Source organism: Pseudoalteromonas sp. NZS71_1 (assembly GCF_015864305.1).
Lineage (GTDB): Bacteria > Pseudomonadota > Gammaproteobacteria > Enterobacterales > Alteromonadaceae > Pseudoalteromonas > Pseudoalteromonas arctica.
In genome coordinates, this window is the sequence record NZ_JADYXM010000002.1 from 489,515 (window position 1) to 502,791 (window position 13,277).

At 39.2% G+C, this 13,277-nt stretch carries 17 protein-coding genes and 3 tRNA genes; 7 read left to right on the top strand and 13 right to left on the bottom strand.

Features of this window, described 5'->3' with window-relative positions; all coding sequences use genetic code 11:
* The first annotated feature begins 91 nt into the window (after positions 1–91).
* Both I6F43_RS05125 and I6F43_RS05130 read left to right on the top strand, forming a co-directional pair.
* Positions 92–673 (top strand): SRPBCC family protein, encoded by a 582-nt coding sequence (locus I6F43_RS05125; protein ID WP_007580289.1) that lies wholly within the window; start codon positions 92–94, stop codon positions 671–673.
* Positions 642–1,529, top strand: coding sequence for a TIGR03899 family protein (locus I6F43_RS05130; protein WP_024590186.1), 888 nt, complete (start codon positions 642–644; stop codon positions 1,527–1,529). The genes I6F43_RS05125 and I6F43_RS05130 overlap by 32 nt, the downstream gene beginning before the upstream one ends.
* Positions 1,530–1,562: 33 nt before the next feature.
* Here the strand turns inward: I6F43_RS05130 and I6F43_RS05135 are convergent, their stop codons facing one another.
* From I6F43_RS05135 to I6F43_RS05170, 8 genes are all read right to left on the bottom strand, one after another.
* The gene (locus tag I6F43_RS05135; protein WP_182194626.1) at positions 1,563–2,330 is read right to left on the bottom strand and encodes a TIGR04219 family outer membrane beta-barrel protein; all 768 of its coding nucleotides are present in this window, start codon (positions 2,328–2,330) and stop codon (positions 1,563–1,565) included.
* 3 nt (positions 2,331–2,333) lie between these two features.
* On the bottom strand, positions 2,334–3,320 hold the full coding sequence (locus tag I6F43_RS05140; RefSeq protein WP_010554262.1) for a DUF2333 family protein: 987 nt from the start codon (positions 3,318–3,320) through the stop codon (positions 2,334–2,336).
* 8 nt (positions 3,321–3,328) lie between these two features.
* Positions 3,329–3,838, bottom strand: coding sequence for a copper chaperone PCu(A)C (locus I6F43_RS05145; RefSeq protein ID WP_165721260.1), 510 nt, complete (start codon positions 3,836–3,838; stop codon positions 3,329–3,331).
* 79 nt (positions 3,839–3,917) lie between these two features.
* A complete protein-coding gene (locus tag I6F43_RS05150) occupies positions 3,918–4,244 on the bottom strand; it encodes a hypothetical protein (RefSeq protein WP_010554260.1) in 327 nt (108 codons plus the stop codon).
* 172 nt (positions 4,245–4,416) lie between these two features.
* The gene (locus I6F43_RS05155) at positions 4,417–4,623 is read right to left on the bottom strand and encodes a PspC domain-containing protein (RefSeq protein ID WP_008172691.1); all 207 of its coding nucleotides are present in this window, start codon (positions 4,621–4,623) and stop codon (positions 4,417–4,419) included.
* 9 nt (positions 4,624–4,632) lie between these two features.
* Positions 4,633–5,313 carry a PspA/IM30 family protein gene (locus tag I6F43_RS05160; RefSeq protein ID WP_165721146.1) on the bottom strand — a complete coding sequence of 227 codons (681 nt, stop codon included), beginning with the start codon at positions 5,311–5,313 and terminating at the stop codon, positions 4,633–4,635.
* Positions 5,314–5,557: 244 nt separating this feature from the next.
* On the bottom strand, positions 5,558–6,490 hold the full coding sequence (gene dusA / locus I6F43_RS05165) for a tRNA dihydrouridine(20/20a) synthase DusA (protein WP_024594008.1): 933 nt from the start codon (positions 6,488–6,490) through the stop codon (positions 5,558–5,560).
* A gap of 123 nt (positions 6,491–6,613) precedes the next feature.
* The gene (locus tag I6F43_RS05170) at positions 6,614–7,234 is read right to left on the bottom strand and encodes a MarC family protein (protein ID WP_024589771.1); all 621 of its coding nucleotides are present in this window, start codon (positions 7,232–7,234) and stop codon (positions 6,614–6,616) included.
* Between the two features lie 95 nt (positions 7,235–7,329).
* Between I6F43_RS05170 and I6F43_RS05175 the strand changes: the two genes are divergently transcribed.
* From I6F43_RS05175 to I6F43_RS05185, 3 genes are all read left to right on the top strand, one after another.
* Positions 7,330–7,767: a transcriptional repressor gene (locus I6F43_RS05175; RefSeq protein WP_007580267.1), complete on the top strand. Its 438-nt coding sequence runs from the start codon at positions 7,330–7,332 to the stop codon at positions 7,765–7,767.
* Positions 7,768–7,842: 75 nt separating this feature from the next.
* A complete protein-coding gene (locus I6F43_RS05180; protein ID WP_007580265.1) occupies positions 7,843–8,310 on the top strand; it encodes a chemotaxis protein CheX in 468 nt (155 codons plus the stop codon).
* On the top strand, positions 8,307–8,735 hold the full coding sequence (locus tag I6F43_RS05185) for a secondary thiamine-phosphate synthase enzyme YjbQ (RefSeq protein ID WP_010554254.1): 429 nt from the start codon (positions 8,307–8,309) through the stop codon (positions 8,733–8,735). The genes I6F43_RS05180 and I6F43_RS05185 overlap by 4 nt, the downstream gene beginning before the upstream one ends.
* Before the next feature lie 231 nt (positions 8,736–8,966).
* On the opposite strand, the gene I6F43_RS05190 is transcribed toward I6F43_RS05185, so the two are convergent.
* The 4 genes from I6F43_RS05190 to orn all read right to left on the bottom strand — a co-directional run bounded on the left by I6F43_RS05190 (position 8,967) and on the right by orn (position 10,062).
* A tRNA-Gly gene (locus I6F43_RS05190) sits at positions 8,967–9,042 on the bottom strand.
* 43 nt (positions 9,043–9,085) lie between these two features.
* A tRNA-Gly gene (locus I6F43_RS05195) sits at positions 9,086–9,161 on the bottom strand.
* Positions 9,162–9,257: 96 nt separating this feature from the next.
* Positions 9,258–9,333 (bottom strand) — tRNA-Gly (locus I6F43_RS05200).
* 183 nt (positions 9,334–9,516) lie between these two features.
* Positions 9,517–10,062 carry an oligoribonuclease gene (orn, locus tag I6F43_RS05205; protein ID WP_007585019.1) on the bottom strand — a complete coding sequence of 182 codons (546 nt, stop codon included), beginning with the start codon at positions 10,060–10,062 and terminating at the stop codon, positions 9,517–9,519.
* Between the two features lie 121 nt (positions 10,063–10,183).
* Between orn and rsgA the strand changes: the two genes are divergently transcribed.
* Complete coding sequence (rsgA, locus tag I6F43_RS05210; protein ID WP_010554253.1) at positions 10,184–11,242, top strand: small ribosomal subunit biogenesis GTPase RsgA; 1,059 nt, start codon at positions 10,184–10,186, stop codon at positions 11,240–11,242.
* A 15-nt stretch (positions 11,243–11,257) separates the two neighbouring features.
* Complete coding sequence (gene asd, locus I6F43_RS05215; protein WP_197101314.1) at positions 11,258–12,124, top strand: archaetidylserine decarboxylase; 867 nt, start codon at positions 11,258–11,260, stop codon at positions 12,122–12,124.
* Between the two features lie 393 nt (positions 12,125–12,517).
* Here asd and I6F43_RS05220 read toward each other — a convergent pair whose 3' ends face one another.
* Positions 12,518–13,267 (bottom strand): HesA/MoeB/ThiF family protein, encoded by a 750-nt coding sequence (locus I6F43_RS05220; RefSeq protein ID WP_024589776.1) that lies wholly within the window; start codon positions 13,265–13,267, stop codon positions 12,518–12,520.
* Between the last annotated feature and the right edge of the window lie 10 nt (positions 13,268–13,277).

Sequence of the window (13,277 nt, forward strand, 5' to 3'; positions counted from 1 at the left end):
CAATAAATTATTTTTGGTTTATAATCTAATTCATACTATAGTCGATTAATAAAAAGTTGTTGTATTTCAACTTGAAAAACTAATAAAAGGTGTGCTTATTAAACCATTAAAAATATTAATCAAATGCGTACTGTTATTACTATTAGTATTGGCACTGGTAGGGCTAATACTGCCTCAAAGTTATAGTGTAAATAAAACAATCGAAATTAATGCCAATCTTAAAGTAATAAAGCCGCTTATCACCGACTTTAGCCAATGGCAAAAATGGTCTCCATGGGAAAAAGTAGACCCCAGCATACGTTTTACTTTGGGCGAACCCAGTTCTGGCCTAGGGGCTCATCAGTCTTGGAAAGGAAAATGGGGGTATGGTGAAATGATCATAACTTCGGTAAGCCAAAATAAAGTCAGCTTCAACATACTTTTAAATGCTGAGCATATTATTAGAGGCACTTTTAACCTTAGCGAGCAAAACGGTATAGTTACGTTAATATGTAATATTAAAGGTCAAACAACTGCTCCTTTAATATCTGGTTACACTGCAATTTTGAGCGAGTACGTACTCAGTAATACAGTTTCACTGGGTTTAAATAACCTTCAAACTGTTGCACAGCTTAGTGATCCACAAAGGATAATGCACAGTCATGACAGTCAAAACAGCACAGGCGAGAATTAATCTTGCCAACATCATCGAGTCCTTGCTTGGTTACCCTATAACAAAAGTAGGTAGTAACGGTGTACTACCTACTAACGAGCAAAGTTACGATATTAAGGGCAAAATTAAGCCGCTTTATCATATCAACAGTGAAAACTCTGTTTTAGCTCGCGCTCAAAAGCGCCAAGATTTATTACTCATTAAACAACAACAAAATATAGAATCAATTTTAGCAGTGGCTATGGGATTTTGCCCTGATGTAGCAAGTAGTAAACAGCCCGATGTTGATTGGGTAGAGCATTTTATAGCTCTGTGTGAAGATACTTCTAATGAATCAATGCAAATTTTATGGGCAAAAATTTTAACAGGAGAAACACTCAATCCTGGTACGTTTTCAATTAAAAGCCTACAAACTTTAAAGCATATGACACAGCGAGAAGCAGACTCTTTGCAAAAATGTGTGTCGCTCTCAGGCTATAACGAAAAAGACGACAGCCACTTTATATTACTCGGCTTTTACAAAAAACCATCGTTGTTTGATTTGCTACGAAAAGGCAATAAAGTATCTTTAAATTTAGGAAAAACGGGTATTAGCTTTCCTGATATTTTAACGCTCATGGATCTTAATTTACTGTATAGAAAAGAAATTGAATCTGCAGTGCTTAAAGCGGGGCAAGAACTTACCCTTTCATTTTTATCGCAAAAAGTAACGTTAAAAGCAAAGAGTAGTGATTTGGTATTAAGCTATTACAAATTTACTCAAACAGGTGATGAGCTATCTAAACTCATTAATTTCCCTGTCAATAAGGTCTATAAGCAGTTGATTAATAATGCGCTAGAGGGAGAGTTTGATTTAGCGTGGCACGCAATAAAATAATATGCCACGCTTCATTTAATTAGAAAGTACTAATTAAAAATGAACCTGAATACCCGCAAATGGGCCAGATGCATCAATATCAGTAGTAATATCATCTACATCATCAAGTTCTAATACCATAGAGCGGTAACCTGCTTTAACAGCAACATCTACTGCCAAGTTATCAATAAGTTCCCACGCTACACCTACTTGGTAATCTTGTACTTTACTGTCGTCAATAGCCAAAAAGCTACCTTCAAAAAATACACTTAAACCAGTAAATGGTAAGCCAGCTTCGGCACGGCCGTATGCAAGAGGAACAAAACCAGAGAAGTCTACAGTTTCAGTTTGAGAAAGATCTTCTTCACTATCATATCTTACTGTAATTTCACCGTCGAACTGCTTAACATTCAAACCTAAGTCAATTGAGATTAAATCGTTATCAAATATTTCGTAATAAAAAATATAATCAATGTGCGATAAATCACTAAGAGTATTTACTTCTCTACCTTTAGCAAAATTACTGCCATTAAAGCTAAACGTATCATCGATAACCGCAGAACCATTTAACTCAAGCTCTGTGTACTTTAATTTGATATTTGGTACTAACGGCACTGGGTGCTCAAGCGCCGCGTAGTAACTTACAAAAGTCTCATCTTCAAAATCAAAATCTTGAGATGATTTATCTTTATAAGAAAATTGGCCATCGCTATCTGACTTCCATCCATCAACACCTACGTATAAACCTAGTAGAGTGTCAGCTTGCGCTGCCGGTGCTAAACATGCCATTGAAAGGGCTGCTGCTAAACAATACTTTTTCATTTTTTATCCTTGAGCTAGTAGTTCGCTAAGTTCGATTAAAGCCGCATTGGCTCTAGAAATATAATTTGCCATAACTAAAGAGTGGTTAGCAACATAGCCAAAACCATTCCCGTTTAAAATAAGTGGGCTCCATACTGTTTCTTGAGTTGCCTCAAGTTCACGTATGATTTGCTGAACGCTTACACGTGCATTTTTCTTTTCAAGTACATCATTAAAGTCATACTCTATCGCTTGTAAAAAGTGTAGTAACGCCCAAGTAGCACCGCGCGACTCGTAAAACACGTCGTCGATTTCTAACCACGGCGTTCTTACTTGTTGCTGCAGTGGAGCAAGGGTTGCTTGTTTATTAGATGAATTACCTGCTAAATCGGTATTCACTTTTTCTTGGCCTACGCTTGCGCTTAAACGCTGGCTTAAACTACCTAAACGTTTTTCAGCTTCTTTAAGCCAACTACGTAAGTTATCTGCTCGTGCATAAAATTGACTATCACGCTCATGCTCGTTAGCAATTTGTCCACGATATACCATTAAGTAGTCAATACCTTTTTGGTACTCACCTTCAGCACTTGGCCATGCCCATGCTTCAGAGCTTATATTAAACTGTGGCTGCGCCTTTTTAAGTGCTTCATGTTCCGTAGACTGTGATTGCGAACGGCTAAAATCTTTTCGCATAGAAAGCGATAAATCACGCACCATTTCTAGCGCGCCATATTCCCACGCCGGCATATCATCCATAATAATACTTGGTGGTATTACATCATTTGATAAGTAGCCACCGGGTTTATCTAGTAAGGTATTTGCTACTGTAATTAATGTAGAAGTAGTTACGTAACCCGTAACTATTTTTTCATTACGAAGCTGCGCTTGCTCTTTGGCGTTTGCAACAACATCAAAACGTGAAGGCTCAGTGCTCCAATAAACAGCAATTGCGTAAAATATGATAAGCAGTAAAACAACTATTCCTGCTATTTTTCCTTTGTGTTGCGACATGTGTACTCCTAGTGATGAGCGTGTTGAGTAGATGGTTTTGACTGCGTAGCTTGCGCTTCAAGCGACACGACTTGAGCATTAGTGAACAAGCGATTACCGTCACTAAAATATAGCGTGAGTTTGCGTTCTTGCCCTACTTTTAATGGCTCTTGTGGTTCAAATACCATTAAATGATAACCGCCAGGTTGAAAACTGACACTTTCGTGCGCTTTAATTTCAACTGATTCAACTTGTTGCATTTTCATCATGCCGTCTACATGTGAATGCTCGTGTATTTCAACACGCCCTAAGCCATCAATAGTTGCCTTAGTTAAAGTTGCTGCGGCTCCACTGTGATTTATTAGCGTTAAATAACCTACAGTTGAAGTACTGCCAGGTAAAAACTCTCTAACTTGCGCGTTAGTTACTTCGAGCACAGCCACATCAGAACCATGATCGTGCCCTGAGTGCGCCGCCAACGATGACGAAAAAAAACTAAATATTAATGCAGAAGCCATCGAAAAACATAGTTTCATCATCATTCTTATCCTTATGAAAACTTTAAATTACAGGCTAAATTTAACATAGTTAACCTATAATAGTCAGTCAAATTAAGGATTAAGAGGCTACTTTTTTGTTATCGGCAACAAGCCAACACAACACTGCAACAAATAGTAACGGCCATGCAATCATTATAGATCCGAATAAAAGCGCTAAAACAGTCCCTGCTAATGCCACTACACCCGCACCAACTAATCCCATAGTAATTAAAGCCACTACAGCAACTACAGCAACAATTGCGGCCAAAGCACCTACAAGCTCAAGCCCAGCCCAGCTAATATCAGCAATCCATAACGGCAACTGCCAAGAATCAATCTGCACAAACGTTATTAAATCAGTAAACAGTAATAAATAGATAATTACACATACTGCCAAAGCTTTCATAGTAATTCTCCTTATACTAACCGGCTTATATATGAGGTCGATTTAATGATAAGAAAATTTCGCTATAACTAGGCAAAAATTTTTATATCTAGTTGTTCTAAATAAAAATTTTTAACAACGTTATAGAGTGATTTAATTCGTTAAATTGTTCAAATATTTATGCCTATTGGTATTAATACTCTTTATTTTCAAGGCAGCAATGCGCTATAAAATAACCAAGTGCAATTGCAAACGGAAAACTCAAAAACAACAAAATAGTAACTACGCGTGTTGCCCATACAGGAAAGTCCAATCTATGAGCTAAACCACTACAAACACCCGATATTTTTTTATTTAGAGTATCTTTATACCAACCTCGTTGACGATTAAAGCTGTTCATAGCAATCTCCTAAGCAGTTTGTTTTAAATTAGTATTTAAGTTCGCTTTTAAGCGAGCCAGTTCAGCATCAATTTTTTCATTTTTAACTAACGACTCAATTTGGGCACTCGTAGAGCTTGCTGTATCAGTCAGCTCATAAGCCTCTACTTGAGCTTCAATACCTTCAACACGCTGCTCTATTTGTTCAAAACGAGACAACGCATGAGCTACTTTATCGCTTTGTAGTTGCGTACTGATCCGCCCTCTAGCAATAGCAACATTATGACGCTGCATTAACTGAGCTTGCTTAGTTTTAGCCATAGCCATTTTTTGCTGCAGACGCTCACAATCAACCTTAATTTTTGCAATAGACTCTTGCAGTGTTTCTAGTTGAGTTTGCTTATTTTCAATGCTTTCGTTAACGCGCTGCTTTTCAAGTAAGGCAGACTTAGCAAGGTCATCACTGCCCTTCTCAACCGCACGTTCTGCTTTAACTTGCCAAGCTGCTAATTCTGTTTTTTTAGTATCAATTTGGCGATTAATTATTTTCTCTTCACACAATAAAGCGGCTGCTGTACTACGGCACTCATTCAACGCATCTTGCATCTCGGTAAGCATCAAGTTTAAAAGTTTTTCTGGGTCTTCAGCTTTATCAAGCATAGCGACAATGTTTGATTGAATTACATCATTTACGCGGTTAAATATTCCCATGGTATTCTCCTGTTGATTTTTAATTAATTTCAACAAGAAGATTCCAAGAGTTGTGCCAAGTTCATCAAAACAAAAATAAAACATTTAAAATCATAGTGATAAACAATAAGCACTCTAGTTTTTAGTGACTTCCAGCTGAACAGCATAGAGTGTAATTGGCCAATAAATTATGCTTTTGACTAATATTTAGGATCAAAAAAGCCACTCGAAAGTGGCTTAAATTTAGAACTTTTAAAGCTTAGCTTTATTCTGGTACAAAGCTTAATGCTTTATCCATTACCGATAAATCAGCTTGCTTACCATGACCACTTTCAGAAAGGTGGCGTCTAAAACCTCGTGCACCAGGCTGCCCCTGAAAAATACCGAGCATGTGACGTGCAATATGCCAAAAATTAGCACCCAAACGCATTTCTTCTTCAATGTAGCTGTACATTGAGCGCACTACGTCGTGGCGTGATTGTGTGTTTGCAGCATCACCATAAATTTTCTCATCAACGTCATTGAGCATAAATGGGTTACTGTAAGCTTCACGCCCAATCATTACACCATCAATATGTTGTAGATGTTCTAGGCTCTGCTCAATTGTTTTAACGCCGCCATTTAGGCTTAAGTCTAGCTGCGGATAATCTTTTTTAAGTTGATAAACACGTGGGTAATCAAGCGGTGGGACTTCACGATTTTCTTTCGGGCTTAAACCATTAAGCCATGCTTTACGAGCATGAATAATAAAATCATCACATCCTACTTTATGAGACGCTTCAATAAGCGCACATAAAAACTCATACGAATCTTGCTCATCAATACCAATACGCGTTTTAACAGTTACAGGAATACTTACTTCGTTTTTCATTGCTGCAACACAGTCCGCAACTAATTGAGGCTCAGCCATTAAGCATGCGCCAAATCGACCATTTTGAACTCTGTCTGACGGGCAACCTACATTTAAATTTATTTCGTCATAACCACGCTCACCTGCGAGCTTTGCACATTGCGCAAGCGCTTTAGGATCAGAGCCACCAAGTTGCAGTGCAACTGGGCCTTCGTGTTTATTAAAATGTAAGTAGTCGCCTCGACCAAATAAAATAGCCCCTGTGGTTATCATTTCAGTATAAAGCACAGTATGTTTAGTCATTTTGCGATGAAAAGTACGACAATGGCGATCAGTCCAATCAAGCATTGGTGCCACAGAAAAGCGTCTATCCAAAGTACATTTATTCAAAGCAAACCTCAGGGTATTAAAGTTATTAAGCACAGCTTAAAAGGCGCTGCATTTTACACAAAAGCCTGGCAGGCATCAATGTTAAGAGAATACCTGCAAGCCAAAATAATGGGCTATGCCATTTAAAATATTGGTAACCGCAACCGAGCTTAAAATAAGCCCCATAATTCTACTTATTATACTTGCACCACTATCACCAATTAATTTATGTACATGCGTTGCAAGCAGTAACAAAACCAGTACAACCGCTAATACAGCAAGCATCATTGAAGACGTTAGTAATTGCTCAACCCAGGTATATTCTTCATTACGAGTCATTAATACGGCGCCTAACATAGCGCCAGGGCTCGCGATAGACGGAATCGCAAGCGGAAAAATAGCGGTTTCAGTGCTGTCGCGTACACTTTTAATCTCGGCTTCAGGCTTACTTTCACCAAATATCATTGAAAGCGCAAAAATAAGTAATATGATACCGCCGGCTATTTGAAAAGCCGAAAGTGGAATTTCAATTGCGTTAAGTAATTGCTCACCTGCGAGTACAAAAAATAAGAGCACTAATGCAGATACGCCTACCGCTTTAAATATAACTTTACGTTTAAATTTCTCATCATCACCACGTGTGACTGCAATAAATACAGGTACAGTGCCAATGGGGTCAATAACCGCAAAAAAGAAAATAAATATAGCCAATAGTTCGTGCATTACTGGGTTTCCTAGGTAAAAAGCGCTTAATAAAAACGCTGCAACTACAACACAGTATGTTAGTATATCACGGTAGCATAAGGATAAGAGTAATGATGAATATAGAATCACTCGTAAGTAAAGCAAAACAAGTTTGTGACAACCGTGGTGCGCGTTTTACGCCTATCCGCGAGAAAGTATTTCGTCTATTAGCCAGTGCACAAGGTGGTGTTGGTGCATACGATTTGCTTGAGCAATTAAAAGTAACTGAAACAGGTGCTAAACCTGCAACTATTTATCGTGCATTAGACTTTTTAGCTGAACTAGGTTTTATTCATAAAATTGAAAGCACAAATGCATTTATGCTGTGCCATCATTTTGATCATATTCACCCGGTACAATTATTAATTTGCGATACATGTGGCTTTGTTAAAGAATTACACTCGAGTGTAATTTCGCATGAGCTTAATAATCTAGCTGCCGAAGGTGGCTTTGTCGTATCAGGGCAAACAATAGAAGCACATGGTAAATGTGAATCTTGTAGAGCATCATAATCCTTCAAAGTTATCCTTAGTGACTATACTCAAACTATATAGTCATTTCACAGAACAAATTTAAGAGTAGCCACTATGAATGTAGAATTCATCAATCCTTTTTTATCTTCTTTAATTAATGTTTTAAGCACTATGGCTCAAACTCAATTGAAGCCGGGTAAACCTCGCATTAAAACTGATGAGATAGCCTGTGGTGATGTATCAGGTTTGATTGGTATGGTTGGCCCGCAAACGCGTGGATCATTTTCAATTACATTTGATGAAGGATTAGCATTAACCATCATGGAGCGTATGCTTGGCGAACGCCCTGATACCATAGATGAAGAAGTTACCGATATGGTTGGCGAAATAACCAACATGGTAACTGGTGGTGCTAAAAATTTACTTGGCGAGAAAGGTTTCGACTTTGATATGGCAACGCCTATTGTGGTATCGGGTAAAGGTCATACAATTACTCATAAAAGCCAAGGTAAAAAAATCATCATGCCATTTAGCTGTGACGCAGGAAATGCAAACATCGAAGTTAGTTTCGATAAACTATGAGTTGGCAGCAAAAGCAAATTACATTAAAGCCTCGCCAGCGAGGTTTTCATATAATTGATGACGAAATATTATCTCAACTTCCTGAACTGGCGAGTTACAAAATAGGCTTGTTACATTTATTTATTCAGCATACCTCAGCGAGCCTTACAATAAACGAAAATGCAGATCCCACTGTTCGTATGGACATGGAAAGCCATTTCAATAAATTCGTTCCTGAGCGTCAACCTTATTATCGCCACGATTATGAAGGTGACGACGACATGCCTGCACACATAAAAACCAGTACGTTAGGCTGCGAGCTAAGTATTCCTATTTCAAATGGTTATTTAGCGTTAGGTACATGGCAAGGCATTTATTTAGGTGAACATCGTGATTCTGGTGGCTCTAGACGAGTTATAGCAACTATTCAGGGGGAGCTATTTTAACAAAAGCTTCAGGTTTCAAAGTATTAGCTCTTCTGTACCTCACTCATACCTCATAACTTCAAAGTACGACACCTTTCTTGTGGCGCTGAGCTCGCGCGAAGCGATAGCTTCTAACAACCAAGGCTTCAATGCTGAATATTGCACATAGAATAAAGTAGATAAGAGAGATTTTAAATTATAATTTTATTTATGATTTTTAATATAGAAAATTTTGAAAGGATATAAAAAGATTGGAGCGGTACACGAGGCTCGAACTCGTGACCTCGACCTTGGCAAGGTCGCGCTCTACCAACTGAGCTAGTACCGCATTATATTTTCATTCAACACTACAATTTCTTTTGGTTAGAAATTGGAGCGGTACACGAGGCTCGAACTCGTGACCTCGACCTTGGCAAGGTCGCGCTCTACCAACTGAGCTAGTACCGCATTTTTTAGTTATTTTATTGATGCGCAATAAATTGCGTTCAACATACTAGCAACTGAGCTAGCTTTTATTCACTTCAATTTCTTTTGGTTAGAAATTGGAGCGGTACACGAGGCTCGAACTCGTGACCTCGACCTTGGCAAGGTCGCGCTCTACCAACTGAGCTAGTACCGCATTTTTTATTTCTTCAGTTATTTTAAGCTTAAGCGCGACTGGTCGCGTTCAACATTCTAGCAACTGAGCTAGTACCGCATTTATTGATGGTAATTCAATCACTCAAACACACTAACCCCGCGTGGGTTATCGTCTTGAGCGGGGCAGGATTCTACAATAATACAGTCTGTTTGCAAGTGTTTTTTACAAATTAAAGAAATTTTCTCTATAGACTTTTAATTCCATAATCGAATCTTTAATGTCATCCAAAGCAAGGTGTGAGCCTTTTTTGTTCACTTTTGCAAGCACTTCTGGTTTCCAGCGACGTGCTAATTCTTTAATAGTACTCACATCAAGATTTCTGTAATGAAAGAAGTCTTCAAGCTCGCGCATATATTTATTCATAAAGCGGCGGTCTTGACCAATTGAATTACCACACATTGGCGAAGTGCCTGCTGGTACCCACTGCTTTAAAAACGCTAAAGTTTGCTCTACAGCATAGGCTTCATCAAAGGTACTTGCTTTGCAGCGTGCTGTTAAACCCGACTTACCATGTTGAGTAGTACACCACTCGTCCATGCCATTTAGTAATTCATCACTTTGATGAATAGCTATAGTTGGCCCTTCGGCTAATATATTCAGGTCTGCGTCAGTGACAACCGTCGCAATTTCGAGTATTTTATCGGTCTCTGGTTCGAGCCCTGTCATTTCAAGATCGAGCCAAATTAAATTTGATTTATTAATAGTCATAATTACCTAAGCGGTGCTTTCCTTTAGATCCAACGCATTTCGATATATCATATTAGCATCAACCGTCGAGCTAAAGCTTTTTTTAGGAAAAGCGACATTTAACTAAGGTTATAGGCCTCCAGTGGCAAAACAAAAAAAATTAAGTAAAGGCCAATCGCGTCAGATCAAGGCCAATCACCAAAAGCGCATTAATAGCGCAGACTCAAGACCGGCTAAAAAAGGGGCGCAAGAATGGCAAACCGATAACTTAGGTCAGGTCGAGAGCGCAATTGTGATCAGTCGTTTTGGCCAACACGCCGATGTCGAAACTGAAAATGGCGATGTACTTCGCTGTAATATACGCCGTACTGTGTCTAATTTAGTATGTGGTGATGAAGTATTATTTCGCCGTGCCAAAGTAAGTGAAGGTGATTTAGCCGGTGTAATTGAAGCCACGCAAGAGCGTCGCTCGCAACTTACCCGCCCTGATTTTTACGACGGTGTTAAAGTTATTGCAGCCAACATTGACCAAATACTCATGGTATCGGCGGTATTACCCGAATTTACACCCAGTATTATCGACCGTTATTTAATAGCCTGTGAAGATATGGGCATTGAGCCAATTTTAGTGCTCAATAAAACCGATTTAATTGACGAAGCAGGCCTTAACGAAATACAAAAAGTTCTCGATATCTATCGTAAACTTGATTACCAAGTACTCCTTGTTAGTAATATATCAGGCGATGGTATTGATAAATTAAAAGAAGTACTTGTTGATAAAAATAATATTTTTGTTGGCCAAAGTGGTGTGGGTAAATCAACCCTCGTTAATACTGTATTGCCTAACGCTGAAATATTAACTAAAGAAGTATCTGAAAACAGCGGCTTAGGCCAGCACACAACAACTGTTTCACGCCTTCACCATTTACCAAGTGGCGGTAACCTAATCGACTCGCCAGGTATTCGTGAGTTTGGTTTGTGGCATTTAGATGTTGAGCGTGTAACGTGGTGCTTTAAAGAGTTTAGAGAATTTATAGGCGGGTGCCGCTTTAGAGACTGTAAACATTTAAACGATCCGGGTTGCATCGTTAAAGAAGCAGTAGCCGATGGAAGAATTTCTCAATTGCGCTTTGACAGCTACCACCGAATTTTAGAAACAATGGCCGATGGCCGTGCAGGCGCCCGTGCGCCTCGCGTATAATTTAGGAAAAATACTGTGAGTTTAGACAAATTTAAAATCGCAATGCAGTACGCAATGCCAAAACATTTTATTTCACGCGTAGTCGGAAAATTAGCTGCTGCAAAAGCGGGTGCTTTAACAACGACTTTAATTAAACTATTTATTAAGCAATATAAAGTAGATATGAGCGAAGCCCAATACCCAGATCCGGCTCATTATAAAAGCTTTAATGAATTTTTTACTCGCCCTTTAAAAGACGGCATGCGCCCAATGGTAGATGGTAGCAATATCATCATTCATCCAGTGGATGGCGCAATCAGCCAGCTAGGCGATATTGTTGACGGACAGCTAATACAAGCTAAAGGTCACGATTACAGCTTACAAGCGCTACTAGGCGGCTCACAAGATGATACAACACCATTTTTAGGCGGTAAGTTTGCCACTATTTATTTAGCACCTAAAGATTACCACCGTATTCATATGCCAATTGATGGCACACTAAGCAAAATGATTTACGTGCCAGGTGATTTATTTTCAGTAAACCCGCTTACAGCGCAAAATGTGCCTAACTTGTTTGCACGTAACGAACGTGTGGTAGCAATTTTTGAAACTGAAATTGGTCCGCTTGCAATGGTACTTGTTGGCGCAACAATTGTAGCCAGCATAGAAACTATTTGGGCAGGTACTGTCACGCCACCAGCAGGTAGCGATGTATTTAGTTGGAAATACCCAACCACTGGCGATAATGCCATCACGCTTAAAAAGGGTGAAGAAATGGGCCGCTTTAAATTAGGCTCTACTGTGGTACTTGCATGGGGTGCTGATAAAGCGGAAATACTGGACGATCAATTACCTGAAGTGGTTACCCGCTTAGGTACTGCGTTTGCAAAAATTAACGACTAAAATCAATTGTTAATTAGAACTCAAAAAACCGCGTTTAATTAACGCGGTTTTTTATTTTTGAAGGGGTAAAGCCTGCACACGCGTAAAGCGCCGCTTTTAATATTTATAACTGATAACTATTAATTGGCTTCTCTAAAGCGAAGCGCCCTCTTAACCTCTTTGTGAATAAATCACTTAAGATCTTATTGCACTAAGAGAAGCAAAAGAGATGTAAATGAGAAGACATCTGGCATAGAAATTACGAGCTTTGCTCGTCACGCCAGCAAGCTGTGCGTATACAAGTTTGGTGTAAGAATTTTGATGTACTGTAGGCGTGAAGCTTGCTCACGCGAAAAGCGCAGCTTTTAATTCTTTAACGCCACATGTAATAACAAGCACAAGCCCCTCAAAAACCTATTTACCACACTCTTTACACTCTGAATCTTTAATCACTTTAAAGTGCTGCTGCTTTAAAGTAAGCGCATCAAACGTTATAAATACACATCCCTCTGCATGCCCCATTAATAAGTTGAGCGTAAGTTGCGCCTGCATAGAGCCAATTACACCCAGTAGCGGGCTAATTACTCCTGCGTTACTGCAATTGATAACTGGTGTAGCTTCGCTTTGTGGAAAAACACAGCCATAACATGGGCTATCACTTTGCCTAAAATCAAAGCCCATTAACTGCCCTTTAGTTGCCAATGCAGCACCAGAAATTAACGGTGTTTTATTAGCAATACAATAACGATTAACGCAATAGCGAGTGCTAAAGTTATCAGAGCAATCAAGTACGATGTCAGCACCTTTTAAAATGTTAACTGCATTATTCTCATCTAACTTTTGGCAATGCGTCACTATGTCTATTTGATTATTCAGGCTCGCTAATACTTTACCCGCTGCAGCGACCTTGTTTTGCCCTAAGTGGTTTATTTTATAAAGCACTTGGCGCTGTAAGTTTGAAAGCTCAACTTCGTCATCGTCAATTAAAATAAGCGTTCCAATGCCCGCCGCAGCTAAATACAAAAGTGCTGGGCTACCTAAACCACCAGCCCCCACTACTGCAACCGTTGAGGATTTAAGTGCTAACTGCCCTTCAAGCCCAACTTCTTCAAGCAACAAATGGCGGCTATAACGAAGGGTTTCTTTTTCGCTTAGCTCATTCACGTTTACCAGC